The following is a 24,873-nucleotide window of genomic DNA, read 5'->3' as shown; positions in this document are numbered from 1 at the left end:
GCTCAGCCCTCCCCGCCCGGCGGACCGAGGCGATCGACGACCGCCTGCCAGATCGCATTCGCCACAGCCGGCGGCACGTCGGTGGCGTCGACCACGACGAAACGGGCCGGCTCGGCCCGTGCCAGTTCGAGGAAGGCGTTGCGGCGGCCTTCGTGGATCTCGACGCCCTCGCGCTCGAAACGGTCGGCGGCGGCATTGCCACGCCGCGCGCCGGCGCGCGCCAGACCGATCTCGGCCGGCACGTCGAGCAGGATGGTCAGATCGGGGCGGACGTCGTCGACGGCGACATCCTCGAGCAGACGCAGGATCTCCGGCTTCACGCCGGCGCCGCCCTGATAGACGCGCGAGGAATCGTAGAAACGGTCGCACAGCACCCAGGCGCCGTCGCGCAGCGCCGGGCGGATGGTGCGGTCGACGTGGTCGGCGCGGGCGGCGGCGAAGAGACAGGCCTCGGCGACCGGGCCGAAAATCTCGCCGGCGCCGCCGAGCAGCACGTGGCGGACGCATTCCGCCCCCGGCGAGCCGCCGGGCTCGCGGGTCTGCACCACTTCGAGGCCGCGACCGCGCAGGCGCTCGGCGAGCGTCGTGATCTGGCTCGACTTGCCGGCCCCCTCCCCGCCCTCGAAGGTGACGAAACGGCCGCGCGTCGGCGGCGGAGCATCACGATCGCGGATACGGGGGCGGACGGAAGGCGTCATCGCCGCAGCAGTCCGATCAGGAGTTCACGGGTACCGTCGAGGGCGCGACGGCCGATGCCGCCGAGCGGCACGGCCTCCGTCGCCACCACCGGGAACTCGGTCAGCGGCCGGTCCTCGATGGTGAAGACCAGACGGCCGATCGGCTGACCGGGTTCGATCGGCGCCTTGATCGGGCCGGTGTAGATCACCTTGGCGCGGACCTGCTCACGCGAGCCGCGCGGCACCAGGATATCGACGTCGTCCTTCGCCGCGACGCGCACCGCGGTCTGCTCGCCACCGAAGACGGTCGCCTGGCCGATGACCTCGCCGGCCTTGTAGATCCGCGCGGTCTCGAAGGAGCGGAAGCCCCATTCGAGCAGCTTGCGGGCGTCTTCGCCGCGGTCCTTCTCGGTCGGCGCGCCGCCGATGACGACGATCAGCCGCTGGCCGTTCTGCACCGCCGAGCCGACCAGATTGTAGCCGACTTCCTTGAGATAGCCGGTCTTCATGCCGTCGGTGCCGGGCACCGTGGCGAAGAGCGGATTGCGGTTGAGCTGGCGGATCTTGTTGTAGGTGAATTCGCGCTCGGCCCAGATCTTGTAGATGTCGGGGTGCTCGAAGATCAGGTGGCGGGAGAGCTTCGCCAGATCCTGCGCGGTCGTGACGTTGTCGGCGCCGGGCAGGCCGGACGGATTGCCGAACTTCGTCCCCGTCATGCCGAGATCGGCGGCGCGGCGGTTCATCAGCTCGGCGAAGGCGGCCTCGGAGCCGGCGATGCCCTCGGCGATGGCGATGGCACCGTCGTTGGCCGAGAGAATCATCGTGCCGCGGAAGAGATCGGCGATCTTCACCTTGGAATTCACGGGGGCGAACATCGTCGAAGTGTGCGACGGCGCGCCGCCGGTGCGCCAGGCGTGTTCCGACATGGGGAACTCGCCGTCGAGCGACAGGCGGCCCTGCTTCAACTCCTCGGCGGCGACCGCGATGGTCATCATCTTGGTGAGGCTCGCCGGCGCGAAGGGCTTCGACGGGTTCTTCACCCACAGCGTGGCGCCGGTCGCGGCGTCGGCGAGCAGCGCCACGTCGGCCTTGACCTCGAGCGCATCGGACTTGGCGGCAGCACCGCCCTTGCCCGGCGCCGGGGCATTGGGCTTGCCTGCGGCGACGAAGGCGAGGCACAGCAGCGCTGCGGCGACGCGCACGACCGTCGGCCGCGCCGATCCGGTCATTCCGGCGATACTCACGCGCATGGCCACCCTCTATCTCCGTCGGCGACGCCATATCGCGCCGCATCCATTCCTGCCCGACGAATCGGGCAAAGTATGGAACGACGCGGAGGCCGAACCAACCGCGTGAGCGGACGGGCTGCCCCTCGGACGGCGGCGCCTCGCCTCAGTCGACGAGATCCGACATCGCGTCGCCGGCGCCGAAGCGGGCGAAGGTCGCGGCCGCGTGGTGCGAGGCGGCATGCCGTTCGGCGGCGAAGGACGAGCGTGCGTCGACACCGGCGGGGCCGACCTGCCAGCCCGGCGGGGTGGCGGGCGCGGAAACGGGCACCAGCGCCATCGGGGCACCCGAGGCGCCGGGCATCTCGGCCTCGATCACTTCCGCCACCGTGGTGGCCGGCTTCGGCATCGCCGCGATCATCTCGCGCGACTTGCCGACGCCGACGCCGGCGAGTTCGAAGGCGGTCGGGTCGGAGGTGCCGACCAGCGCGCGCGCCGACGACGGCAGGCTCGGACGAGCGGGCGCGAGCACGTTGGCGGGGGTGACCGGCGCGCTCGGCGAGGCGGAGGCGAGCTGTGTGCCGCCCTGCGGCAGCGCGTTGCGACGCGGGCCGGCGCCGAGGTCGGCGGCGGCGACCAGCGTGCGGTCGTCCGGACCGGGGCCGATGCCCGGGCCGCGCAGCGAGGCCATCAGCGTCTTCTGGTCGGAGCCGGCGAGGCCGGCCTTGCCGACATACTGGATGCGGATCTTGGAGACGCCGCGACCCTTGATGTCGAGCAGTTCGGCGGTCTTCTCGGAGAGGTCGACGATGCGGCCGCGGGCGAAGGGGCCGCGATCGTTGACGCGGACGATGATCGAGCGGCCGGTCGCCAGCGACGTCACGCGGGCATAGGACGGCAGCGGCATGGTGCGATGGGCGGCCGTGATCGCGGTGCGATCGACCACCTCGCCGTTGGAGGTGCGGGTGCCGTGGTGATAGGCGCCGCCGTACCACGAGGCCATGCCGGTCTCGTCGAGATGGGGGTCTTCGCGCGGGACGTAGGTCTGACCGCCGATCGAATAGGCCTTGCCGACCTGATAGCGCCCGCCACCCGGCTTGACCGGGTCGTTCGGGCCGACGACGCGCTCGAGCGGTTCGGCACCGGCGAGACGATTGGGCTGGATCGCGGAACAGCCGGCGAGCGAGACCGCCGACACCGCCACCAACGCGCCCCAGACCCCTGCACGCGTGAACGCGCGCCGCCGAGCCGCACCGGAATTCGCCATGCCATTTCTCCCTGCCGCCATGCGGCTCGTCCCGCGAAGCCGACCACAGCCGGCTCCACGAGATTCGATCATCGTCACACGCGGTTACTCCCTGGTGAATCTATACGGTAAACGAATGGTTTGGAAAAGTCGGTGGCTTTGCGGGGGCACGGCGACCTCCTCCCCCCTCGGCAAGGCCGCAGACTCTCAGCCCGCCGGCGTGCCCCACCACGCCCGCGTCATGGCGCGGACGCTCGTTGCCAGCCAATCGAGGAAGGCGGGCTCGCGGTCCGGATCGCCCGCGTCGAGCCAGCCGAGATAGGCATCGAGCAGGAAGTCCGAGACCATCCGCGCGAGAAGCCGCGGATCGCCCGGCATCGCACCCGGCACGCCGAGCGCCGCTTCGATCCGCTCGATCGTCCGGTCGGCCAGCACCGACTGGAGCCGTTCGAGGTGGCGGCCGAAGCGGGGATCGTGCGGCGCCTGACGCAGCAGGATCCGCAGGGCGGCGCGCTTGGTTCGGGCGAGCGCCAACGTGTGGGGCAGCCGTTCGGTCCAGACCTCGGCCGGCATGGTGTCGACCGCCAGCAGCGCCTCGACCATGTCGTCGAGGACGGCGTCGATCAGCGCGTCCTTCGAGCCGAAATAGCGATAGAGCACCACCTTGGCGATGCCGGCGCGTTCGGCCATCTGGTCGATGGTGACGGAGCGCAGCCCATTGACATCGATCGCCTCCGCCGCACGGGCGAGCAACACGGCGCGCCGTTGCGTCCGGTGGTCTTCGAGCATGGCCGCGTAGGTGTCGCTCATGGCACGATCCTATTCATGGACCGTTCAGACACAAGGTGTCACCACTCGGTAACAGCACCGGGCGGCCGGTGCGGACGGGTCGACGAGAGGAGCCGTACGACATGAACGGGGTGAGACTGATCCTGAGCTGCGGCCTCGTCGCCGCGACCATCGGCATGACGATCGTCGCGGGTGCCGAGGCACGGCCGCGGTTGCTCGAGCGGCTGCGCGGCGAGACGCCGGCCTCCGAGGGCGGCGCGGTGACGAAGACGCTGCGGGTCGGCGGGCTCGAGCGGAGCTATCTCCTCCTCGACGCCCGGCGCGGCGAAAGGCCGGCTCCTCTGGTGATCGTGCTGCACGGCGGCGGCGGCAATCCGGAGACGATGATTCCGCGCTGGGCCGACAAGGCACGCGCCGAGGGTCTGGTGATCGCCGCGCCCAAGGGGATCGGCCGCAACGACCGCATGGGCACCTGGAACGCGAGCGGCTGCTGCGGCGAGGCGGTGGCGCGCGGGGTCGACGACGTCGGCTTCGTCGCGGCGGTGATCGACGACGTCGAGAAACAGGTCCCGATCGACCGGCGCCGCGTCTACGTCACCGGCTTTTCCAACGGCGGCATGCTGACCCATCGCATCGCCATCGCGCTCGGCGAGAAGGTCGCGGCCGCCGCGGTCGTCTCGGGCGCGGTCTTCGGCAACGAGGCGGCGGCACGCGCGCCGGTGCCGATGCTGATCATCCACGGCGAGAAGGACGACGTGGTCCCCTTCACGGGCGGCAAGAGCCCGACCGGCTTCGTGGCGCGGTCGCAGACCCTCCCCTTCCAGCCGGTCGCCCGCGCCGTCGACTTCTGGCGCACCGCCGACGGCTGCACCCGCCCGCCGACGGTGACGCGCGCCTCGGGCGTGACGACCGAGACGAGCACCGGCTGCCGACGCGGTTCGGAGGTGGTCTTCGTCGACCTGAGCGAGGGCGGGCATGCGTGGCCGGGCTCAGCCGGCCGGCGCGGCGGCGGTGAGGCACCGATCGACGCGACGGAGACGATCTGGGCGTTCTTCGCGCGGCATGGGAGGTAAGGGGGGGCGTCCGGCTGGCCGGCGGTTCGCTTATCAGGCGGCCGCACGGGGCTTGATCCCCGCGAGCGTGGTGGCGAGACTTTCGGCTTCGGTCGCCAGGTCATACTTCGCCTGCATGTTCATGAACCATTGCGGGTCCACGTCGAAGAAGCGTCCGAGACGCAGAGCGATGTTGGCGGTGATGCCCTGGCGACCGTGGCAGATTTCATTGATGCGACTGCGGGGAACGCCGATCGCCTTGGCGAGCGCATAGACCGACAGCCCCATCGGCTCCAGAAACTCCTCGCGGAGGATCGCTCCGGGGTGTGGCAGCGAGAGTTCGCGCATGGGTTTGGCCTCCTTCAACCGATCAATGGTAGTCACAGAGTTCCACGTCGTAGGCGTCTCCGCCGTTCCACACGAAGCACAGGCGCCATTGATCGTTGACGCGGATGGAGTGTTGCCCGGCGCGGTCTCCGGCCAGTGCTTCCAAGCGGTTGCCGGGCGGCACGCGCAAGTCTTCGATACGTGTCACCGTGTCGAGTAGAAAGAGCTTGGCAACCGCCCGTTTGAGCACATCGGCCGGGAACCGACGAACGGCCTTGCCTTCGTGGATGTCGGCCGTGTCACGGTCTCTGAAGCTCTTTATCGTCGCCGAGAATCGTACTAATAAATGGTACGCTCGTCAACATTCCAATGTCCCGACACGAATGCGGCGGTCCGTCTCTCGACCTTCCGCCGTTCCATCGTGACGGCGCTTCCGCCGCAGGTCCGAGTTGTCTAGAGAGATTAGGATCGCACCGTTTATTTTCGGTTCTACAACCTCTGAGGTGGGCGACTTAAGAAGCCAGTTCCCCCCAGAAACCAATCATCTTTGGTGTTCCTGAGTTGTTATCGAATTCCGGCATTTTATACTCGTTCGCAAGATAGTTTTCTAAATTCACTCCATAGAAAATTATGTCACCCTGACAAACGGAGTAAACTGGGTTTCCTGGTTCGCATGGAGTGCTGGAAATATAACGATGCCCAAATATCGGAATTAATACTGGAGCATTAGATTTGTAAAATTCCGTAAATAAAACGATTTTATCAACGAGATTATCAGGCTTTTTACCCCAGCTATCAAGCCATAGGTTATTGTGCTCAATATCGAAACATAAACCTTCACGTGGCCAATTTAGTGCGCGTTGAAGATGGTCATCGGATATTTTTTCCCAATCAATAAAATGTCCGTCATCAATTGCGATATTGGACAACAAAAAGATTAGATCAGGGGGAAATTTTGCTCCGCATTTACTTTCGGCTCTTTCAATAACCGAGCTGGAAATGCCATTCTTAAATGGTATTTTCTGGGCAGTAAGGTGTTTTTTAAATTCTTCTAAAAATTTGTCATTCATTCCCTATCCCTTGCGAATTTCTTTTTGATTATATTCCTCAACTGGATGGGCTCAAGAACAATACTTTCGAGCCGATCTAACCTGATACTGAGATTCGAACCCAGAGGTTTTTGACAAACCCAACTGAAAATGGCGGACGGGGTGGGATTCGAACCCACGGATGGCTTCCACCATCGGCGGTTTTCAAGACCGCTGCCTTAAACCACTCGGCCACCCGTCCGGTCGCCCTTCAATGGCGAGAAAGTCGCGCCGTGACAAGGGGTGGGGTGGAAAGGCGTCTTCGTACGGCTCCGCCGTCGCCTCTTCGCGGCCCCCGGGGGCGCGGCGAGGCGGGACCGAGATCGGGCAGTGACTCCGGTGCGCGAGGCGGAGCGGCCCTCCGCCCCTCCCCGTCAGTCGCCGAGGCCGCCGCCGATCACCGAGGCGATCAGGATCAGCGTGCCGGCGATCAGCGCCAGAATCAGCATCCCGAACATGTCTCGCTTCTTGGCGAGGCGTTCTTCGTGGTCGGCGCCGGGGTTCTGCATGATGGGTTCCGATCCTCTGCGCCCGTTCAACGGACGTGTTCAAGCGTCTCGTCGAAGACGATCTCGTGTTTGCCGACGTTGTCGCGCACCACGGCGCGGATGCGATAGATACCCTTCGGATCGGCCTTCGTGAACCACAGAGTGGCGAAGCCGCGGGCGTCGAAGACACGATGCCGCATCGGCGTACGGCCCTTCAGCCCCTCGAGGCCGATCAGGTCGGGGCCGGACCACGGCCGCCCGCGCGGATCGGTGATCACCACGTCCCAAGTCACGTCGCTGGTCAGCTTCTCGTCGAGCTGCTGGCCCATGAAGAAGGCCTTGACCACCACCTTGCGGTCGGTTCGTGCGCGGGTGGTGCTGGTGAAGGGCATGACGTCGCCGGGCTCCTTCGCGGCTGCGGCGAGCGCGGCGATGTCGGAGACCGCGACATGGGCGGAGAAATCGCCCGCCGTCTTGGGGAAGGAGCCGGCGTTCGCCCGTGCGCCCGCCAGGAGCGCGACGATCAGCTTGGCGGCCTGCGGCGGCCGGCGGCGCGCCTCCTCGATCAGGACGCGCAGCACCACCTCGTGCTGGATGGCCGTGGTGGCGAAGGCGGCGGCGGCGGCCTCGCGCGTCGCCCGTTCCGCCGTGCGGTCGTCGGTGAGCGCCACGGATTCGTCGATCGCGTCGACCAGACGGCGGACCGCCGCGGGATCGCCGGTCGCCATGAAGGTCGACCACAGCGCGTCGACGTCGGCGGGCGACGCCGGCGGCCGTGCCGCGACGGCGGGCGGGGTGGCGATCGCGAAGTCGGGCAGCGTGCCGAAGATCTCGCGCGCGGTCTCGGCCCTGCCGGCGAGCCAGAGGGCGCGGATCGTCATGTCGCGGGTCTTGTCGTCGAGCCGGTCGGCGCGCACGCGGTCGCGGATCTTGTCGGGCTCGGCGGCGAAGATCGGCGCCAGGAAGGCGGCGACCGAGGCGATCGAGGCCGGCCGATCGGCGAGTACGCCCTCGGCCGACAGCCAGACGAGGAAGTCCGGGATGCGCTCGGGCTGCGGCGTCACGTAGTACCAGGCCATCCATTCGGCGACCGGCGCCGTCGGTCCCGTCGGCGGGTGCACATCGCCGCCGGTGGCGGCGGCGGCGGGCGCCAACGCGAGCACAGCGCCGACAAGGAGGCCGCCGAGACGGGACGAAAGAGATCGACGCATGGAAGCTCCGGCAGATGTTGCCCCACTCTAGCGCGGATCGCTCCCGACGCGTACCCGCTTCGCGCGCCCGGCCGGTCACTTTCCCGTCTTCCGCCATTCCCTGTGGAGAGGCGTCCCGTGACGGGTCGCTCGCGGCGGTCGGCGTGATAGGGTCGCGACCTTCGAGGCGAGGCGGAATCGGGTCGGACATGAAGGTCGGAATCGATCTGGGCAACACCGGCGGAGGCGAGGCGGCACGTCTCGATCTCGAGGAGCTGCTCTCCACTCGCCTGTTGGTGCAGGGCAATTCGGGCTCGGGCAAGTCGCATCTGCTGCGTCGCCTGCTCGAACAGTCCGCCCCCCACGTGCAGCAGGCGATCATCGATCCGGAAGGCGACTTCGTCACGCTGGCCGAGGCCTTCGGCCACGTCGTGGTCGACGCCGAGCGCTCGCCGGCGGAGCTCGCCCGCATCGCCGATCGCATCCGCCGCCATCGCGCCTCGGTCGTGCTCACCCTCGAGGGTCTCGACGCCGAGGACCAGATGCGGGCGGCGGCGGCCTTCCTCAGCGGCCTGTTCGATGCCGATCGCGACTACTGGTATCCGATGCTGGTGGCGGTCGACGAGGCGCAGCTCTTCGCCCCGGCGATTGCCGGCGAGGTGTCGGACGAGGCGCGCAAGATCTCGCTCGGCGCCATGACCAACCTGATGTGCCGCGGCCGCAAGCGTGGTCTCGCCGGCATGATCGCCACCCAGCGCCTCGCCAAGCTCGCCAAGAACGTGGCGGCGGAAGCCTCGAACTTCCTGATGGGGCGCACCTTCCTCGACATCGACATGGCGCGCGCCGCCGATCTCCTCGGCATGGAACGGCGCCAGGCGGAAGCCTTCCGCGATCTCGTGCCCGGCCAGTTCGTGGCGCTCGGCCCGGCGCTCTTCCGCCGGCCGACGCCGATCCGCATCGGCACGGTCTCGACCCGCGGCCGCTCCGGCCGGCCGGAGCTGATGCCGCTGCCCGAGATGGCGCGTGAGGCGCTGGAGGATCTGATCTTCGCCCCGGCGACGCCGGAGGAGGTGATCGCCCGCCCTGCCCCGCCGCCGCGGGCGCCGAAGCTCGGCACCAACGAACTCCTGGCGCAGGTCGCGGCCTCGCGCCCCGCGGCCACCGAGCCGGAAGCGGCGGAAGAGAGCGTGCCGCGTCTGCCGCCGGAGGAGATCGAGAAGGCGCTCGACGAGATCTTCGCCGAGATCCTCTCCGACCCCGAGGCGGCGTTCCGGCCGGTACCGGTGGTCTATCAGGACTTCGCCTTCCACTGCCGCCTGCGTCGGCTGGGCGACGTCGCCGCCGACATGCCGAGCTTCCGCCGCCGGCTGGCGCTGGCGCGTGCCGGGATCGGTGCGACCGACGGCGACGAGGACTGGCAGGCGGTGCTCGAGGCGGCCGACGATCTGCCGGAAGAGATGCAGGGCGTCTTCCTGATGGTGGCGCGCGCGGCGCGCGAGGCCGAGACCTGTCCCGGCGACGACGTTCTGGCACGGGCCTACGGCAGCCATTCGCCGTCGCGCGGGCGTTGGCTCCTCTCCTACATGGCGGAGCGCGGCAAGATCGTCTCCGAGGTCGACTTCCGCGGCAACCGCACCGTCGTCGTGGTGGCGACCGGCTGGCGCACCAAGACCGGCGGCACCGGCGTCGGCCCGCGCGCCGGCGAACGGCGCGGCGCGGCGCGGGCGGCGCGTCTCGGCGAAGTGCTGCTCGGCGAGAGGCCGAGGAGGCCGCCGCGGTTGCCGGGCGAGGCGTGACGGCAAGCGGGGCGACCCGGGTGCGGCGCTGCCGCTCGTCACCCTCCCCTCGGGGACTTTGTGCATTGCATGAGAAGCGGCTTCGACGTCGTGCGCGATGCTTCGAGACGGGCTGCCGCAGGCAGCCCTCCTCAGCATGAGGCGTTTGTTTTGTTCTGAAAATTGAAAGCGCCTCATCCTGAGGAGCGCCGCAGGCGCGTCTCGAAGGATTGCGCACTGCAGTGAGGCGCCGCCACCCCTGCCCCTCCCCTGATGGGAGGGGTAGATCCGTCGCGGCGCGATGCCGCGTGCCGGTCGATCGCGTCGCGTCCCTGCCCGGCGAAGCGCGTTCCGCCGATGCCCAGACAAACAGAAAAGCCGGCGAGATCACTCTCGCCGGCCTCTTCAAATCGTCGTGCCGATCAGCGCTTGCAGGTCGCGTAGGCTTCGGTCGTCGCCTGATACCAGGCGTCGGGGACCTGACGGTTCTCGTCGACCTTGACGATGTCCTCGTCCTTGATCGGCTTGATCGCCTTGGTCGAGGCGCACTGGCAGGCGTCGAGGATCTTCTGCTGCTTGGCGGAGAGCTTGTTGGCCTTGACCTCGGGCTTCTCGGCCTTTTCCGCCTTCTCGGGCTTTTCCTCGGTCGCGGCGTCTTCCTTGGCGTTCTCCTGATAGACGCAGGCGTCGAGCAGGACGCGGCGGAGCAGCTCACGCGAGGCCTTCGACGGCGGCGGCGTCACCACCGGAGCGGCGGCCGGAGCCGGCGCAGCTTCGGCCTTGGCGTCCGGCTTCGCCTCGGTCTTCTCCTCGGCCTCGGCCTTCTTGGCCTTCTTGGCCTTGTGCTTGACCGGTGCGGCCTCCTCGGCGGCAGGCTTCTCGGCCTGGGCGACCTGCGTCGCCGGGGCGGTCGGCGGCTCCGTCACATCGGTCGTGGCGGCGAAGGCCGCACCGACGGCGAGGGTGGCGGTGGCGAAGACGGCAGCACGGAGAACGGCGACGGCACGGGTCATATGTGGGAACTCCCAGAACGGGCGAAGCCGCGACGCTGCGCCGCGGCATGAAAGGAACGCCCTCCCGATAGACCCTCGCCGCCCGGGGCTCAAGTGCGCTTCGGTTACACCTCCGACGGAATCCACTTTTCCACGCGAACGCGCGAATCGTGGAAGGCGGCACCACCGAAGGGCGCCGGCTGATCGGCCCCGGTCAGCGTGTTGATGCCGCGCCCGTCCGCGTGCGCGCCGTTGGGGTGAATGCCCTCGACGACGATCACGCCGCGACGCACCCCGTCGAAGGCCTCCGCCGGCAGACGCACCGCACCGCGGGCGTTGACGAGGCGTATCTCCTCGCCGTCGGAGACGCCGAGGCTCGCGAGGTCGTCGGGGTGGATCTTGGCGCGGGGGCCGCGCTCCTTGGCCTTCGAGGTCGTGGTCTCGGTGAAGGACGAGTTGAGGAAGTTGCGCGCCGGCGGCGTCACGAGGCGGAACGGGTGGTCGGCGTCGACGCCCTCCGTGACGTTCCACTGGTCGGGCAGGCGCGGCAGATCTTCGAACGGGCCCATCGGCCCATCGTTGTCCACCACGACCGACGCCCAGTCGGGGGCGAAGCGGAAGCGCCCGTCGGCATGGCCGAAGCCGTCGAGAAAATGGGCGCGCTCGAAGGGCGGCTGACAATCGACCAGCGGCCGGTCCTTCAGCTCGTCGAAGGTGCCGTAGCCGCCCTTGCGCAGCATCCAGTCGACGTGCTCGCGTGCCGTCATCTCGAAGCCCTGATGGGTGACGCCGAGGCGCTTCGCCAGTTCGCAGATGACGAAATGGTTCTCCCGCGCCTCGCCCGGCGCCTCGATCAGCTTCGGGCCGACCAGGACGTACTGGTTGCCGCCGCCGCGATAGAGGTCGTCGTGCTCGAGGAACATCGTCGCCGGCAGGACGATGTCGGCCATCGCCGCGGTGTCGGTCATGAACTGCTCGTGGACCGCCACGAAGAGGTCTTCGCGGGCGAAACCGGCGCGCACCTTCTCCTGTTCGGGCGCCACCGACATCGGGTTGGTGTTCTGGATCAGCATGGCGGTCACCGGCCCGCCCTCACGCAGCGCCGCGGCATCGCCGGTCAGCACGCGGCCGATCTGGCTCTGGTCCAACCGGCGCACGGTCGGATCGCGCAGGTCCTTGCCTTCGACCAGCGACTTGTCGATGCGGTAGATGCCGCCGTTGTTGTGGAAGGCGCCACCGCCTTCGTGGCGCCAGGAACCGGCGACGACCGGGATCGAACTCACTGCGTGCATGGCGACGGCGCCGTTCCTCTGGCGGGTGAAGCCGTAGCCGATGCGGAAGAAGGTCTTCGGCGTGCGGCCGATCATCCGCGCCAGCGCTTCGATCTCGGCCGCGGGCACGCCGCAGATCGCCTCCGCCCATTCCGGCGTGCGGCTGGCGAGATGCGCCTCGAGTTCGGCCGGCACGTCGGTGTGGCTCTCGAGGAACGGCCGATCGGCCCAGCCCTCGCGGAAGAGCACGTGCATCACGGCGCAGGCGAGCGCCGCGTCGGTGCCGGGGCGTACCATCACGGCGACGTCGGCCTGATCCATGGTCGGCGTGCGGTAGACGTCGACGACGACGATCTTGGCGCCGCGTTCCTTGCGGGCCTTGACCGCATGGGTCATCACGTTGACCTGGGTCGAAACCGCGTTGGTGCCCCAGATCACGACGAGATCCGACTTCGCCATCTCGCGTGGATCGGCGCCCGTCAGCCGACCGTGGCCGGCGATCCAGCCCGGCCAGGCGAGCGCGGTGCAGATCGTGTCGTATTCCTCGGAATATCTCTTGGCGTGGCGCAGGCGGTTGATGCCGTCGCGCTGCACCTGCCCCATGGTGCCGGCGTAGTAGTAGGGCCAGACGGCCTCGGCGCCGTGCGCCTTCTCGGTGGCGAGGAAGGCTTCCGCCACGCGGTCGAGCGCCTCGTCCCAGCCGATCTCGCGGAACTGGCGCGAGCCCTTCGGCCCGGTGCGCAGGAGCGGCTTCAGGAGGCGGTCGGGCGAGTGGACGCGCTCGGCATAGCGGGCGACCTTGGCGCAGATCACGCCGGCCGTGTAGGTGTTCTCGGTCGATCCGCGCACCCGGCCGATGGTGCGATCGTCCAGCACCTCGACCTCGAGGCTGCAGGTCGAGGGACAGTCGTGCGGACAGGTGGAGCGCGCGGTGCGGACGGGTACGGTCTGATTCATCGACGGGCCTCGATCGAACGGGCGCGGAGTATCGCAGGTCGCCCCGCCTCTCGGGAGGGGGTGAGCCATGAAATTCACCGATCGAACCGATGAACGCCGTCGATCGTCAGTGTCCGGAGAACTTGGGCAGGAAGGGGATGTCGTCGAGCCCCAGGCTCGAATTCTTCAAGGCCAGGAAGCCGGCGAAGACGATCGCAGCGACGACCGTGGTGATCGCCGCCTTGAGGAGAAGGCGCGGCCGGGTCGGCGCCGAGGCCGAGGTGCCGGGCACTACCTCGCCGGCTTCTCCTTGCGTCGTCAGCTTCAACGGCAGAACGGCGAAGAGCACCGTCCACCAGATGACGAAATAGATCGCGATCGATGTGCCGATGCGCATGGGGCCTCCCCGCCTTTTCCGCGATGATAGGGCCTGGCCGCGGCGCGGGGAAGCGGCGAGGGAAAACGAAAAGAGCGCCCGGCTCGTGCGGGGCGCTCTCTCGGGGATCGTTCCGAAACGTTTCGGATGATCGCTCAGACCTGCTCGAGCTCGACCAGCGTGCCGCAGAAGTCCTTCGGGTGGAGGAACAGCACCGGCTTGCCGTGAGCGCCGATCCTGGGCGTGCCGTCGCCGAGCACGCGGGCGCCGGCGGCCTTCATCTGGTCGCGGGCGGCGAGGATGTCCTCGACCTCGTAGCAGACGTGATGGATGCCGCCCGAGGCGTTCTTCTCGAGGAAGCCGGCGATGGTCGACGTCTCGCCGAGCGGCTCGAGCAGCTCGACCTTGGTGTTGGGCAGTTCGACGAAGACGACGGTGACGCCGTGTTCGGGCTGCGGCAGCGGGGCCGACACCTTGGCGCCGAGCGTGTCGCGGTAGACGGCGGTCGCCGCCTCGAGGTTCGGCACCGCGATCGCCACGTGGTTCAGCCGTCCGATCATCCGTCTTCCCTCCGTCGGTTCGAAACGTCAGGCGGACATAGCCCGGCGGCGGCAGCGCGGCAATTCGCCTTGCGTCGGGCTCTGGGGCGGGGCGACGTGCGTTCCTCGCTCATGGTTCGAGGCTCGCCTTCGGCTCGCACCTCACCATGAAGCCGTGATGTGTGGAGAGGTCGCTTCAAACCGCAGCTTCATGGTGAGGTGCCCGGCAACGCCGGGCCTCGAACCATGAGCGGGGGCACGAACCCGCGCCCCCTCCCCGACTTCACACCACCTGGACCGTCACCTCGACGATCGGCTTCTTGCCCCAGCGCTCGTTGACGGCGGCGCGCACGGCGCGCTTGACAGCGTCGGCGACCAGCGCCGTGTCCTTGCGCTTCGGCCGCGGCAGGCCGTCGAGGGTGAGCGAGGCGGTCGTCTCGACGGTGTCGAGGAAGGTGCGGCCGCGATCGTCCTCGTCCGGCAGGCCGATCAGCACGGCCGACGGGTCGACGAGCGCGTTGCCCTTGGCGTCAACCACCAGCGACACGACGACGACGCCGGCGAAGCTCGCCTTGCGCCGCGCCGCGGCACCCGACTGGTCGGGCGTGACGAGCAGCGAGCCGTCGCGGAAGAGACGGCCGGTGAAGACCTCGTCGACTTCGGCCACCGGTCCCGGTGCGAGGCGGAGCATGCGGCCGTTCAACGCGTGGCCGATCTTCGGCACGCCGAGCGAGCAGGCGAACTCGGCGTGGACGGCGAGATGCAGCGCCTCGCCGTGGACCGGAACGGAGATCTCGGGGCGGACCGCCTCGTAGAGCATGGTCATCTCGCCGCGGCGCGGGTGGCCGGAGACGTGGACCAGTGCGTCGCGGTCGGTGACGATCTTCACGCCCTTGGCGGCGAGCGCGTTCATGATCGTGTTCACCGACTTCTCGTTGCCGGGAATGGTGCGCGACGAGAAGATCATCATGTCGCCGGGCGACATGGCGACCTGCCGGTGCTCGCCGGAGGCGATGCGGGCGAGCGCGGCGCGGGCCTCGCCCTGCGAACCGGTGAGCAGCGTCACCACCTTGTCGCGCGGCAGGTAGCCGTAGGCATCGTCGTCGAGGAAGGGCGGCAGATCGTCGAGGAGGCCGCATTCCTTCGCCACGTCGAGGGCGCGGCGCATGGCGCGGCCCATGACGACGACGTTGCGATCGGCCTTGGCGGCGGCTTCGGCCACGGCGCGCAGGCGGCCGACGTTGGAGGCGAAGGTCGTCACCGCGACGCGATGCGGCGCCGCCTCGATGATCTCGGCGAGGCTCGCGGCGACTTCCGTCTCCGACGGGCTCGAGCCGTCGCGCAGCACGTTGGTCGAATCGTTGACCATCGCCAGCACGCCCTCGTCGCCGATGGCGCGGAAGCGGTCGAAGTCGGTCGACCAACCGATGACCGGGGTCGGATCGACCTTCCAGTCACCGGTGTGGATCACGGTGCCGAGCGGCGTGCGGATGGCGAGGGACACGGCTTCCGGGATCGAATGCGACACCGCGATCGCCTCGACGTCGAAGTCGCCCATCGTCCAGCGTTCGCCGGCGGTGAAGCGCGTCACCGGGATGTCGGAGGCGCCGCCGTCGGCAGCCCCCTTGGCCTCGAGCAGGCCGGCGGCGAAGGGCGTCATGTAGACCGGCACCTTCAGCTTCGGCCACAGCGTCGACAGCGCGCCGAAATGGTCCTCGTGGGCATGGGTGATGACGATGCCGACGAGGTTCTTCCGCTCCTCTTCGATGAAGCGGATGTCGGGGAAGATCAGGTCGACGCCCGGTTCGTCGTATTCCGAGGCGAAGGTGATGCCGCAGTCGACCATCAGCCAGCGCCGATCGTCTTCCGGCCCGAAGCCGTAGAGACCGAGATTCATTCCGATTTCGCCGACGCCACCGAGCGGCAGGAACACCAGTTCGTCGCCCTTGCGGGACTTCTTCGCCATGATCACTCCTCGGAGACCTTCTCCGGACGCGGGAAGAAGACGTCTCCCGCGGAAATCTTGCCATGTGTGCCGTCGGGCCGGGCGAGGCGCAGCAGCCCCGCCTCGTCGATGCCCTCGAAGATGCCGGTGTCCTCACCGTCGACGAGGCGCACCCGGATCGGTCCGCCGATGCCGACGGCCCGCTTCAGCCAGGCCGCGCGGATCGCGGGAAAACCAAGGCCCGACGCCCATTCCTCGACGCGGGCTGCGAAGGCCGAACGGAGCGCCTCGAACAGGCGCTCGGGCAGGACGTCGTGGCCCTCGGTCAGAAGGCTCGTCGCCGGGGTCTCGGTGGCGAGCGGAAAGTGGCGGCAGTTGACGCCGATGCCGACGGCGACCGCGGTGCGGCCGGCCGGATCCCGCGTGGTTTCGAGCAGGATTCCGGCGCATTTGCGGCCGGCGATCATCAGATCGTTCGGCCACTTGATGCCGGGGACGAGACGCCCGCCCGTCGCTTCCGCCACAGCGTCGGCGGCCGAGACGGCGGCGACGAAGGGAAGTTCGGGCAGATGGCGCGGCAGACCGGGGTCGATCAGCAGCGCCGAGGCGTAGAGATTGCCTCTCTCGGAGGTCCAGCTACGGCCGCGGCGGGCGCGTCCGCCTTCCTGTCGGTCGGCAACGACCCAAACCCGCCCCGGGTCACCGGAGCGGGCGAGATCGAGCGCGTCGATGTTGGTCGATTCCGTCGTCGGCTTGGCGATCACCCGCCAAGGGGCGCCGGCGGAGGCGGAGGCCCGCTCCCCGCCGGGACTGCCGGTCGCCATCAGAACAGCGACTTGGCGGCGGCGGTCGCGGCGACGGTGAGGCCGTTGCCGAGGACGAAGAACAGGAGGACGAAGATCGACGCCGCGGCGAAGACGAACTTCTGCTCGATGGTCGCCGCGTCGAGATCGGCCGCCGGCTCGTCGAAGTAGATCACCTTGACGATGCGGATGTAGTAGAAGGCGCCGATCACCGAGGCGACCACGCCGAGCACGGCCAGCCAGTAGAGCTGGGCATGGACGGCCGCCTGGAAGACGTAGAGCTTGCCGAAGAAGCCGGCGAGCGGCGGAATGCCGGCGAGGCTGAACATCAGCATCGCCAGACCGAAGGCGGCGAGCGGGCTCGAACGCGACAGACCGGCGAGATCGGTGATCTGTTCCACCGGCTTGCCGTCGCGGCGCATGGCGATGATCATCGCGAAGGCGCCGAGCGTGGTGACGAGATAGATCGTCAGGTAGATGCCGACGCCGGTGATGCCGTCGACCGTGCCGGCGGCGAGGCCGACCAGCGCGTAGCCCATGTGGCCGATCGAGGAATAGGCCATCAGGCGTTTGATGTTGGCCTGACCGATACCGGCGAAGGCGCCGAGCACCATCGAGGCGATGGCGATGAAGGCGACGATCTGCTGCCACGACGGGCCGATCGAGCCGAAGGCCTCGACGCAGACGCGGATGATCAGCGCGAAGGCGGCGACCTTGGGGGCGGCGGCGAAGAAGGCGGTCACCGGGGTCGGCGAGCCTTCGTAGACGTCGGGCGTCCACATGTGGAACGGCACGGCGGAGATCTTGAAGGCGAGACCGGCCATCATGAAGACGAGGCCGAAGACGACGCCGAGCGACGGGGCATGGCCCTTCAGCGCCGCGGCGATCGGGGCGAAGCCGGTCTGGCCGGTGAAGCCGTAGACCAGCGAGGCGCCGTAGAGCAGCATGCCCGAGGACAGCGCACCGAGGACGAAATACTTCAGGCCCGCTTCGGTCGAACGCACGTTGTCGCGATCCATCGCGGCGACGACGTAGAGCGCCAGCGACTGGAGCTCGAGGCCGAGGTAGAGCGAGATCATGTCGTTCGCCGAGATCATCAGCAGCATGCCGGTGGTGGCGAGCACGACCAGGACCGGGTACTCGAAGCGGCCCCAGCCGTCGACCCGGGCGGGGCCGGCCGACAGGATCACCGCGACGATCGAGCCGATCAGCGCCAGCACCTTCATGAAGCTGGAGAACGGGTCGATGACCAGCGCGCCGCCGAAGGCGGAGGCGGCCTTCGGCCCGGCCAGCACGGCGACGAGGGCCAGGGCGAGAAGGGCGACGGCCCCCCAGCCGACCACGCCGGTCGACTTCTCACCGGCGAAGACGCCGAGCATGAGAAGCGCGAGCGCGCCGATCGCGAGGACAATCTCCGGCAACACCGGCATCAGATCGAGTGTCATGGACTTGGTCTCGGCCCCAGAAGGTCTGACAGCGTCAGGTCTTTCAACAGTCGGGTCTGGCCGGCCGGATCGGTCGGCGAGACGTCGGTCGTGCGCGATCGGACCGGGGTCCGACCGCACCGTCGCATCAGTTGGCGATCAGCGCCACCTTGGTGCCGGCGGCGATCGCCGCGGCCACCTTGGCGAGCATCGCCTGCACGGACGCCTCCGAGGCGTTCAGGATCGGCATCGGATAGACACCGTAGAACACCGTCACCAGCATCAGCGGAATGAGGATCGCACGCTCGCGCCAGTCCATGTCGAGGATGCCCTGAAGCGAGGGCTTCTCGAGCTTGCCGTTCATGACGCGGGCGAGCAGGTAGAGCGCATAGGCCGCCGACAGGATCACGCCGGTCGCCGCGAAGAACGCCACCCAGGTGTTGGCGCGCCAGGCGCCGAGCAGGGTGAGGAACTCGCCGACGAAACCGGAGGTGCCCGGCAGGCCGACGTTCGCCATCGTGAACAGCATGAAGGCGACGGCATACCACGGCATGCGGTTCACGAGGCCACCGTAGGCGGCGATCTCGCGGGTGTGCGTGCGATCGTAGATGACGCCGACGCAGAGGAAGAGCGCGGCGGAGACGAAGCCGTGGGAGACCATCTGGAAGATGGCGCCCTGCACGCCCGCCTGGTTCATCGTGAAGATGCCCATGGTCACGTAGCCCATGTGGGCGATCGACGAATAGGCGATCAGCTTCTTGATGTCCTCCTGCGCCAGCGCCACCAGCGAGGTGTAGATGATGGCGATGATCGACAGGGTGAAGACGAAGGGCGCGAACGCCTCGGACGCAACCGGGAACATCGGCAGCGAGAAGCGCAGGAAGCCGTAACCGCCCATCTTCAAGAGGATGCCCGCCAGGATCACCGAACCGGCGGTCGGCGCCTCGACGTGGGCGTCCGGTAGCCAGGTGTGGACCGGCCACATCGGCATCTTCACCGCGAAGGAGGCGAAGAAGGCGATCCAGGCCCAGGTCTGCAGATGGACGGGGAAGTCGTGCTTGAGCAGCGCCGGGATGTCGGCCGTGCCCGCCTGCCAGTACATGGCGAGCATGGCGATCAGCATCAGCACCGAGCCGAGCAGCGTGTAGAGGAAGAACTTGAAGGAGGCGTAGACGCGACGCGGTCCACCCCACACGCCGATGATGATGAACATCGGGATGAGGCCGGCTTCGAAGAAGACGTAGAAGAGCATCAGGTCGAGCGCGGTGAACACGCCGATCATCAGCACCTCGAGGACGAGGAACGCGATCATGTATTCCTTCACGCGGTTCTGCACGCTCTGCCACGAGGCGAGGATGCAGAAGGGCATGAGGAAGGTCGTCAGCAGCACGAAGGCGACGGAGATGCCGTCGACACCCATGTGATAGCTGAAGACGTTGCCGAGCCACGCGCCCTTCTCCTCGAGCTGGAAGCCGGGGTTCGACGGGTCGAACTTGGCCCAGATCAGGAGCGAGAGCAGGAAGTCGACGATGGTCGTGAGAAGCGCGATCGTGCGGATGCGCGACTTCGCCACGTCGTCGTCGCCCTTGACCAGCGCGGCGAAGACCACGCCGACCAGCGGCAGAAACGTGACGATCGTGAGCAGCGGCCAGTTGCCCATCACCGAACTCCCCCGAACATCACATAGCTCACCAGAGCGGCCACGCCGATCAGCATGGCGAAGGCGTAGTGGTAGAGATAACCAGACTGCAGCGCGACGACCTTGCCGGTGATCGCGACCACGCGGGCCGACACGCCGTCCGGGCCGAACCCGTCGATGACGCGACCGTCACCCTCCTTCCAGAGGAAGCGGCCGAGCTTCTTCGCCGGCTGCACGAACAGGTAGTCGTAGAGCTCGTCGAAGTACCACTTGTTGAGCAGGAACTCGTAGAGGCCCTTCTGCGAAGCGGCGAGCTTCTCCGGGATCTTCGGGTTCACCACGTAGAACACGTAGGACGTCACCAGACCGACCAGCATCGCCACGAAGGGGGCGAACTTCACTGCCGTCGGCACATGGTGCATGTGCTCGAGGACGTGGTTCTCCTTGCCCGTGAAGAGCGCAGTCTTCCAGAACTCGCCGTACTCGTGGCCGATGAAGGAACCGGCGAAGAGCATGCCCGCGACGACCGCGCCGGTGGCGAGCACCATCAGCGGAACCGTCATGACGAGCGGGCTCTCGTGGACATGATCCATGACGTCCTTGGAGGCGCGCGGCGCGCCCCAGAAGGTCTTGAAGATCAGGCGCCACGAATAGAACGAGGTGAAGAGCGCGGCGATGACCAGCAGGCCGAAGGCGAGGCCCGAGAAGGCGTTCTCACCGACATAGGCCGCCTCGATGATCGCGTCCTTCGAGTTGTAGCCGGCGAAGCCGAACTCGGTCATCGGGATGCCGACGCCGGTCAACGCCAGGGTTCCGACGATCATCATGGCGTAGGTCAGTTTGATGTGACCCTTGAGGCCGCCCATGTTGCGCATGTCCTGCTCGCCCGAGACGGCGTGGATCACCGAGCCGGCGCCGAGGAACAGGAGCGCCTTGAAGAAGGCGTGCGTGAACAGGTGGAACACACCCGCGCCGTAGGCACCGACGCCGAGGGCGACGAACATGTAGCCGAGCTGCGAGCAGGTCGAGTAGGCGATGACGCGCTTGATGTCGTTCTGCACCAGACCGACGGTCGCGGCGAAGAAGGCGGTCACGGCGCCGACCAGCGTCACCACGGTGAGCGCGGTGTGGCTGAGCTCGAACAGCGGCGACAGACGCGCCACCATGAAGACGCCGGCGGTGACCATGGTCGCCGCATGGATGAGGGCCGAGACCGGGGTCGGGCCTTCCATCGCGTCGGGAAGCCAGGTGTGCAGCAGGAACTGCGCCGACTTGCCCATGGCGCCGAGGAACAGCAGCAGGCAGATCACGGTCATGGCGTCGAACTGCCAGGACAGGAAGTGCAGCTGCTTGCCGGCCATGGTCGGGGCATTGGCGAAGATCGCGTCGTAGTCGACGGTGCCGAAAAGCCAGAACACGCCGAAGATGCCAAGCACGAAGCCGAAGTCGCCGACACGGTTGACGACGAAGGCCTTGATGGCGGCGGCGTTGGCCGAGGGCTTCTGGAACCAGAAGCCGATCAGCAGGTAGGAGGCGAGACCGACGCCTTCCCAGCCGAAGAACATCTGCACCAGATTGTCGGAGGTCACCAGCATCAGCATGGCGAAGGTGAACAGCGACAGATAGGCGAAGAAGCGCGGCCGATCCGGATCGTGGCTCATGTAGCCGATCGAATAGAGATGGACGAGCGCCGAGACCGTGTTCACCACCACCAGCATCACCGCGGTCAGCGTGTCGACGCGGATCGCCCAGTCGACCGAGAGGCCGGCGGTATGCAGGAACGGCAGGATGTTCACCTTCATCACGCCGGCGGGATGCCCGAGGCCGATCTGGAAGAAGGTCACCCAGGACAGCGCCGCGGCGATCATCAGGAAGCTCGTGGTGACGAGCTCCGCCGGACGGGCCAGCGGCTTTTCTTCGTGATGGTCGCCATGGCCGTGGCCGTGGTCGTCGTCATGGGCCGTGGCATGCGCGTCGGCGGGACCGTGGTCGTCGTGACCATGGTCGCCGTGGCCGAGATTGGCGGCCCCGTTCGGCGCGACCGGATGCGCGAAGAGCGTCATCGCGCCCGCGATCAGGAAGCCGAGGAGAGGGAGGAAGACGATCGCCGTGAACATGGATCGATCAACCCTTCATCACGTTGACGTCTTCCACCGCGATGGAGCCGCGGGTGCGGAAGAACACGACCAGGATCGCGAGGCCGATGGCGGCCTCGGCGGCTGCCACCGTCAGGACCAGCAGGGCGAAGATCTGCCCCACGAGGTCGCCCAACGCGGTGGAGAAGGCCACGAAGTTGATGTTGACGGCGAGAAGGATCAGCTCGACCGACATCAGGATGATGATGACGTTCTTCCTGTTCAGGAAGATGCCGAACACCCCCAGCGTGAAGAGTATCGCGGCCACCGAGAGGTAGTGCGACAAGCCGATTACCATGACTTCCCCCGTCTCATCCGAGGTTTGCGGGATCACCGACGCGCGACGTCGATCACCCCGACCATTCTTCCGCAGCGAGCCCCCTCGCCCACCGCGGCCTTGGGTTTCCTCGCGGCGCCCATCGAGGGCGGCCGCGTCATGCGATCACGACAGGCCCTTGCCGATCTCGACCTTGACCACCTCGATGGCGGTGGCCGGGCCGCGGGCGACCTGTTCGGAAATGTTCTGCCGCTTGACGAAGGCCTTGTGGCGCAGCGTCAGCACGATCGCACCGATCATCGCGACCAGCAGGATCAGGCCGGCAGCCTGGAAGAAGAAGATGTACTTGGTGTAGAGCACCAGACCGATGGCCGCGACGTTCGAGGTCGCCGCATCGATCGGGTTCGCCCCGTGGCCGACCACGTGCGGGTCGATCACCCAGCCGCCGACCACCATCAGCAGTTCGGCGAGCAGGATGCCGCCGATCGCCATGCCGATCGGGGCATATTCGAGCAGCCCCGTCCGCAGTTCGGCGAAGTCGACGTCGAGCATCATCACGACGAAGAGGAACAGCACCGCCACCGCGCCGACGTAGACGACGACCAGCAGCATGGCCAGGAACTCGGCGCCCATCAGCACGAAGAGCCCCGCCGCATTGAAGAAGGCGAGGATCAGGAACAGCACCGAATGCACCGGATTGCGGGCCGAGATGACCGCGAAGGCCGAAGCCACGGTCACGGCGGCGAAGACGTAGAAGAAGAAGGCCTGGATCATCGGTCGTCCTCGACACCCGCCGGCTGGGCCGGCGTGGCGTTCGGTCAGCGGTAGGGTGCGTCCAACTGGATGTTGCGGGCGATCTCGCGCTCCCAACGGTCACCGTTCGCGAGCAGCTTCGCCTTGTCGTAGAAGAGCTCTTCGCGGGTCTCGGTGGCGAATTCGAAGTTCGGTCCCTCGACGATGGCATCGACCGGGCAGGCTTCCTGGCAGAAGCCGCAGTAGATGCACTTCACCATGTCGATGTCGTAGCGGGTGGTGCGGCGGGTCTGATCGTTGCCGCGCGGCGCTGCCTCGATGGTGATCGCCTGAGCCGGGCAGATCGCCTCGCAGAGCTTGCAGGCGATGCAGCGCTCCTCGCCGTTGGGATAACGGCGCAGCGCGTGTTCGCCGCGGAAGCGCGGGCTGATCGGCCCCTTCTCGAAGGGGTAGTTCAGGGTCGCCTTCGGCGCGAAGAAGTAGCGCATCGACAGGAAGAATGCCGATACGAACTCCTTCAGCAACAAGGACTTCGCCGCCCGATCGAGTCTCATCACGTCTACCCTTCCGTTGACCCCGCGAGACATGCCCGAGGGTCTGGGTCCTGTTCAGTTCGCCCCGCTCAACCCGGTCATCGCCGTGCCGAACCACCATCCGAGGCCGGCGAAGACGAAGAGGTTGACCGCGAAGGCCCCCTTCAAGATCAGCTCCCGTCGCGCGGTGAGGACCGCGTCGCCGGGTTTCTTTTCCCAGGCTCGCCGCAGGAGACCCGCGACGATGCCGAAATCCATCACGCCCACCACGGAGCCCATGAAGGCTCCGATCAGGCCGGGAAGAGAGATCTCCATGCGAGCCCCCTTCCCTTCGCGCTCACGGCGCCCAGCCGGTCGCCTGCAGCACGCCGGCGACGATCACCACCATGCCGAGCGAGATCGGCAGGAAGACCTTCCAGCCCAGACGCATCAGCTGGTCGTAGCGGTAGCGCGGCACGAAAGCCTTCACCATCGCGAACATGAAGAACCAGAACAGGATCTTCAGCACGAACCAGAACACGCCGGGGATCCAGTTGAACGGCGGCAGATCGATCGGCGACGCCCAACCGCCCATGAACAGGATCGTCAGCATGGCGCACTGCAGCACGATGGCCACATATTCGCCGAGCATGAACAGCATGTAGAGCGACGACCCGTATTCGACCATGAAGCCGGCGACGAGTTCGGACTCGGCTTCGGCCAGATCGAAGGGCGGGCGGTTGGTTTCCGCCAGCGCCGAGATGAAGAAGATCGTCATCATCGGCAGCAGCGGCAGCCAGAACCAGTTCAGGAAGCTCAGCCACGGCACGCCCAGCATGGTGGCGAGGCCGTGATCCTGGGCGCGAACGATCGCCGAGAGGTTCAGCGAGCCGACGCAGAGCAGCACGGTGATGATCACGAAGCCGATCGAGACTTCGTAGGAGACCATCTGCGCCGCCGAGCGCAGCGCCGACAGGAACGGGTACTTCGAGTTCGAAGCCCAGCCGCCCATGATCGTGCCGTAGACGCCGAGCGAGGAGATCGCCAGCACGTAGAGGATGCCGACGTTGATGTCGGAGATCACCCAACCGTCGGCGACCGGGATCACCGCCCAGGCCGCCAGCGCCACCATCGTGGCGAAGAACGGCGCGACGATGAAGATGCCCTTGTTGGCACCCGCCGGGATGATCGGCTCCTTGAAGACGAACTTCAGCATGTCCGCGAAGGACTGCAGCAGGCCCCAGGGTCCGACGACGTTGGGACCACGGCGCATCTGCACCGCTGCCCAGATCTTGCGGTCGGCATAGATGACGTAGGCGACGCCGATCAGCAGAACGACGAGCAGTGCCAGCGATTCCAGAACGATGATCAGGAGCGGCCAGAGGTAGTCGACCCACAGTGCGTACATCGGGC

At 67.4% G+C, this 24,873-nt stretch carries 25 protein-coding genes and 1 tRNA gene; 2 read left to right on the top strand and 24 right to left on the bottom strand.

All coding sequences use genetic code 11. The features are described 5' to 3' along the window. Positions 1–2 precede the first annotated feature (2 nt). The 4 genes from tmk to ACT53U_RS01065 form a co-directional block, all read right to left on the bottom strand. Positions 3–698: a dTMP kinase gene (tmk, locus tag ACT53U_RS01080; RefSeq protein ID WP_476152016.1), complete on the bottom strand. Its 696-nt coding sequence runs from the start codon at positions 696–698 to the stop codon at positions 3–5. After that, the gene (locus ACT53U_RS01075) at positions 695–1,927 is read right to left on the bottom strand and encodes a D-alanyl-D-alanine carboxypeptidase family protein (protein ID WP_476152014.1); all 1,233 of its coding nucleotides are present in this window, start codon (positions 1,925–1,927) and stop codon (positions 695–697) included. The genes tmk and ACT53U_RS01075 overlap by 4 nt, the downstream gene beginning before the upstream one ends. 142 nt (positions 1,928–2,069) lie before the next feature. Beyond that, the gene (locus tag ACT53U_RS01070) at positions 2,070–3,170 is read right to left on the bottom strand and encodes a septal ring lytic transglycosylase RlpA family protein (RefSeq protein WP_476152013.1); all 1,101 of its coding nucleotides are present in this window, start codon (positions 3,168–3,170) and stop codon (positions 2,070–2,072) included. A gap of 186 nt (positions 3,171–3,356) precedes the next feature. Beyond that, complete coding sequence (locus ACT53U_RS01065) at positions 3,357–3,959, bottom strand: TetR/AcrR family transcriptional regulator (protein WP_476152012.1); 603 nt, start codon at positions 3,957–3,959, stop codon at positions 3,357–3,359. Positions 3,960–4,060: 101 nt separating this feature from the next. On the opposite strand from ACT53U_RS01065, the gene ACT53U_RS01060 reads away from it, so the two are divergent. Further along, positions 4,061–5,011 carry a CE1 family esterase gene (locus tag ACT53U_RS01060; RefSeq protein ID WP_476152011.1) on the top strand — a complete coding sequence of 317 codons (951 nt, stop codon included), beginning with the start codon at positions 4,061–4,063 and terminating at the stop codon, positions 5,009–5,011. A gap of 33 nt (positions 5,012–5,044) precedes the next feature. On the opposite strand, the gene ACT53U_RS01055 is transcribed toward ACT53U_RS01060, so the two are convergent. The 6 genes from ACT53U_RS01055 to ACT53U_RS01030 form a co-directional block, all read right to left on the bottom strand. Further along, complete coding sequence (locus ACT53U_RS01055; protein ID WP_476152010.1) at positions 5,045–5,338, bottom strand: HigA family addiction module antitoxin; 294 nt, start codon at positions 5,336–5,338, stop codon at positions 5,045–5,047. Between the two features lie 22 nt (positions 5,339–5,360). After that, complete coding sequence (locus ACT53U_RS01050) at positions 5,361–5,639, bottom strand: type II toxin-antitoxin system RelE/ParE family toxin (protein ID WP_476153028.1); 279 nt, start codon at positions 5,637–5,639, stop codon at positions 5,361–5,363. A gap of 190 nt (positions 5,640–5,829) precedes the next feature. Next, on the bottom strand, positions 5,830–6,387 hold the full coding sequence (locus tag ACT53U_RS01045; RefSeq protein WP_476152009.1) for a hypothetical protein: 558 nt from the start codon (positions 6,385–6,387) through the stop codon (positions 5,830–5,832). Between the two features lie 130 nt (positions 6,388–6,517). Further along, a tRNA-Ser gene (locus ACT53U_RS01040) sits at positions 6,518–6,607 on the bottom strand. A 172-nt stretch (positions 6,608–6,779) separates the two neighbouring features. Then, complete coding sequence (locus ACT53U_RS01035) at positions 6,780–6,914, bottom strand: hypothetical protein (RefSeq protein WP_476152008.1); 135 nt, start codon at positions 6,912–6,914, stop codon at positions 6,780–6,782. Between the two features lie 26 nt (positions 6,915–6,940). Further along, on the bottom strand, positions 6,941–8,104 hold the full coding sequence (locus ACT53U_RS01030) for a hypothetical protein (RefSeq protein WP_476152006.1): 1,164 nt from the start codon (positions 8,102–8,104) through the stop codon (positions 6,941–6,943). Between the two features lie 188 nt (positions 8,105–8,292). Between ACT53U_RS01030 and ACT53U_RS01025 the strand changes: the two genes are divergently transcribed. Further along, positions 8,293–9,879: a helicase HerA domain-containing protein gene (locus tag ACT53U_RS01025; RefSeq protein WP_476152005.1), complete on the top strand. Its 1,587-nt coding sequence runs from the start codon at positions 8,293–8,295 to the stop codon at positions 9,877–9,879. Between the two features lie 401 nt (positions 9,880–10,280). Here the strand turns inward: ACT53U_RS01025 and ACT53U_RS01020 are convergent, their stop codons facing one another. The 14 genes from ACT53U_RS01020 to nuoH form a co-directional block, all read right to left on the bottom strand. Next, the gene (locus ACT53U_RS01020) at positions 10,281–10,871 is read right to left on the bottom strand and encodes a hypothetical protein (protein ID WP_476152004.1); all 591 of its coding nucleotides are present in this window, start codon (positions 10,869–10,871) and stop codon (positions 10,281–10,283) included. 104 nt (positions 10,872–10,975) lie between these two features. Then, positions 10,976–13,078 carry a molybdopterin oxidoreductase family protein gene (locus ACT53U_RS01015; RefSeq protein ID WP_476152003.1) on the bottom strand — a complete coding sequence of 701 codons (2,103 nt, stop codon included), beginning with the start codon at positions 13,076–13,078 and terminating at the stop codon, positions 10,976–10,978. Between the two features lie 106 nt (positions 13,079–13,184). Next, positions 13,185–13,454 (bottom strand): DUF1467 family protein, encoded by a 270-nt coding sequence (locus tag ACT53U_RS01010; protein ID WP_476152002.1) that lies wholly within the window; start codon positions 13,452–13,454, stop codon positions 13,185–13,187. Between the two features lie 134 nt (positions 13,455–13,588). After that, positions 13,589–13,993 carry a methylmalonyl-CoA epimerase gene (gene mce / locus ACT53U_RS01005; RefSeq protein ID WP_476152000.1) on the bottom strand — a complete coding sequence of 135 codons (405 nt, stop codon included), beginning with the start codon at positions 13,991–13,993 and terminating at the stop codon, positions 13,589–13,591. 262 nt (positions 13,994–14,255) lie between these two features. Continuing rightward, on the bottom strand, positions 14,256–15,938 hold the full coding sequence (locus tag ACT53U_RS01000; protein ID WP_476151999.1) for a ribonuclease J: 1,683 nt from the start codon (positions 15,936–15,938) through the stop codon (positions 14,256–14,258). A 2-nt stretch (positions 15,939–15,940) separates the two neighbouring features. After that, complete coding sequence (locus ACT53U_RS00995; RefSeq protein WP_476151998.1) at positions 15,941–16,741, bottom strand: biotin--[acetyl-CoA-carboxylase] ligase; 801 nt, start codon at positions 16,739–16,741, stop codon at positions 15,941–15,943. Then, a complete protein-coding gene (gene nuoN, locus ACT53U_RS00990) occupies positions 16,741–18,165 on the bottom strand; it encodes an NADH-quinone oxidoreductase subunit NuoN (protein WP_476151997.1) in 1,425 nt (474 codons plus the stop codon). The genes ACT53U_RS00995 and nuoN overlap by 1 nt, the downstream gene beginning before the upstream one ends. Positions 18,166–18,292: 127 nt before the next feature. After that, positions 18,293–19,804, bottom strand: a complete 1,512-nt coding sequence (locus ACT53U_RS00985; RefSeq protein ID WP_476151995.1) for an NADH-quinone oxidoreductase subunit M — start codon at positions 19,802–19,804, stop codon at positions 18,293–18,295. Further along, positions 19,804–21,900, bottom strand: coding sequence for an NADH-quinone oxidoreductase subunit L (gene nuoL, locus ACT53U_RS00980; RefSeq protein WP_476151993.1), 2,097 nt, complete (start codon positions 21,898–21,900; stop codon positions 19,804–19,806). The genes ACT53U_RS00985 and nuoL overlap by 1 nt, the downstream gene beginning before the upstream one ends. Positions 21,901–21,907: 7 nt before the next feature. Next, positions 21,908–22,216, bottom strand: a complete 309-nt coding sequence (nuoK, locus tag ACT53U_RS00975; protein WP_476136811.1) for an NADH-quinone oxidoreductase subunit NuoK — start codon at positions 22,214–22,216, stop codon at positions 21,908–21,910. 144 nt (positions 22,217–22,360) lie between these two features. Next, the gene (locus tag ACT53U_RS00970; protein ID WP_476151991.1) at positions 22,361–22,969 is read right to left on the bottom strand and encodes an NADH-quinone oxidoreductase subunit J; all 609 of its coding nucleotides are present in this window, start codon (positions 22,967–22,969) and stop codon (positions 22,361–22,363) included. Positions 22,970–23,013: 44 nt separating this feature from the next. Further along, entirely contained in the window at positions 23,014–23,502 is a 489-nt protein-coding gene (nuoI, locus tag ACT53U_RS00965; protein ID WP_476151989.1) for an NADH-quinone oxidoreductase subunit NuoI, read from the bottom strand. A 54-nt stretch (positions 23,503–23,556) separates the two neighbouring features. Continuing rightward, positions 23,557–23,796: a hypothetical protein gene (locus ACT53U_RS00960; RefSeq protein ID WP_476151988.1), complete on the bottom strand. Its 240-nt coding sequence runs from the start codon at positions 23,794–23,796 to the stop codon at positions 23,557–23,559. Between the two features lie 22 nt (positions 23,797–23,818). Then, positions 23,819–24,868 carry an NADH-quinone oxidoreductase subunit NuoH gene (nuoH, locus tag ACT53U_RS00955; protein WP_476151986.1) on the bottom strand — a complete coding sequence of 350 codons (1,050 nt, stop codon included), beginning with the start codon at positions 24,866–24,868 and terminating at the stop codon, positions 23,819–23,821. Between the last annotated feature and the right edge of the window lie 5 nt (positions 24,869–24,873).

It is taken from the genome of Pinisolibacter sp. DMC19 (assembly GCF_056313985.1).
Note: the sequence above shows the minus strand (reverse complement) of the source record. Positions and strands in the feature narration are given on the sequence as shown.

Bases quoted from the DNA above. Each gene is read 5' to 3' on its own strand.
- nuoH (WP_476151986.1), bottom strand. From the start codon at position 24,868: ATGTACGCACTGTGGGTCGACTACCTCTGGCCGCTCCTGATCATCGTT.
- nuoN (WP_476151997.1), bottom strand. From the start codon at position 18,165: ATGACACTCGATCTGATGCCGGTGTTGCCGGAGATTGTCCTCGCGATC.
- ACT53U_RS00985 (WP_476151995.1), bottom strand. From the start codon at position 19,804: ATGGGCAACTGGCCGCTGCTCACGATCGTCACGTTTCTGCCGCTGGTC.
- ACT53U_RS01045 (WP_476152009.1), bottom strand. From the start codon at position 6,387: ATGAATGACAAATTTTTAGAAGAATTTAAAAAACACCTTACTGCCCAG.
- ACT53U_RS01035 (WP_476152008.1), bottom strand. From the start codon at position 6,914: ATGCAGAACCCCGGCGCCGACCACGAAGAACGCCTCGCCAAGAAGCGA.
- ACT53U_RS01030 (WP_476152006.1), bottom strand. From the start codon at position 8,104: ATGCGTCGATCTCTTTCGTCCCGTCTCGGCGGCCTCCTTGTCGGCGCT.
- ACT53U_RS01055 (WP_476152010.1), bottom strand. From the start codon at position 5,338: ATGCGCGAACTCTCGCTGCCACACCCCGGAGCGATCCTCCGCGAGGAG.
- tmk (WP_476152016.1), bottom strand. From the start codon at position 698: ATGACGCCTTCCGTCCGCCCCCGTATCCGCGATCGTGATGCTCCGCCG.
- nuoK (WP_476136811.1), bottom strand. From the start codon at position 22,216: ATGGTAATCGGCTTGTCGCACTACCTCTCGGTGGCCGCGATACTCTTC.
- ACT53U_RS00960 (WP_476151988.1), bottom strand. From the start codon at position 23,796: ATGGAGATCTCTCTTCCCGGCCTGATCGGAGCCTTCATGGGCTCCGTG.
- ACT53U_RS01020 (WP_476152004.1), bottom strand. From the start codon at position 10,871: ATGACCCGTGCCGTCGCCGTTCTCCGTGCTGCCGTCTTCGCCACCGCC.
- nuoL (WP_476151993.1), bottom strand. From the start codon at position 21,900: ATGTTCACGGCGATCGTCTTCCTCCCTCTCCTCGGCTTCCTGATCGCG.
- ACT53U_RS01065 (WP_476152012.1), bottom strand. From the start codon at position 3,959: ATGAGCGACACCTACGCGGCCATGCTCGAAGACCACCGGACGCAACGG.
- ACT53U_RS01010 (WP_476152002.1), bottom strand. From the start codon at position 13,454: ATGCGCATCGGCACATCGATCGCGATCTATTTCGTCATCTGGTGGACG.
- ACT53U_RS01000 (WP_476151999.1), bottom strand. From the start codon at position 15,938: ATGGCGAAGAAGTCCCGCAAGGGCGACGAACTGGTGTTCCTGCCGCTC.
- ACT53U_RS01060 (WP_476152011.1), top strand. From the start codon at position 4,061: ATGAACGGGGTGAGACTGATCCTGAGCTGCGGCCTCGTCGCCGCGACC.
- nuoI (WP_476151989.1), bottom strand. From the start codon at position 23,502: ATGAGACTCGATCGGGCGGCGAAGTCCTTGTTGCTGAAGGAGTTCGTA.
- ACT53U_RS01070 (WP_476152013.1), bottom strand. From the start codon at position 3,170: ATGGCGAATTCCGGTGCGGCTCGGCGGCGCGCGTTCACGCGTGCAGGG.
- ACT53U_RS01075 (WP_476152014.1), bottom strand. From the start codon at position 1,927: ATGCGCGTGAGTATCGCCGGAATGACCGGATCGGCGCGGCCGACGGTC.
- ACT53U_RS01015 (WP_476152003.1), bottom strand. From the start codon at position 13,078: ATGAATCAGACCGTACCCGTCCGCACCGCGCGCTCCACCTGTCCGCAC.
- ACT53U_RS00995 (WP_476151998.1), bottom strand. From the start codon at position 16,741: ATGGCGACCGGCAGTCCCGGCGGGGAGCGGGCCTCCGCCTCCGCCGGC.
- mce (WP_476152000.1), bottom strand. From the start codon at position 13,993: ATGATCGGACGGCTGAACCACGTGGCGATCGCGGTGCCGAACCTCGAG.
- ACT53U_RS00970 (WP_476151991.1), bottom strand. From the start codon at position 22,969: ATGATCCAGGCCTTCTTCTTCTACGTCTTCGCCGCCGTGACCGTGGCT.
- ACT53U_RS01025 (WP_476152005.1), top strand. From the start codon at position 8,293: ATGAAGGTCGGAATCGATCTGGGCAACACCGGCGGAGGCGAGGCGGCA.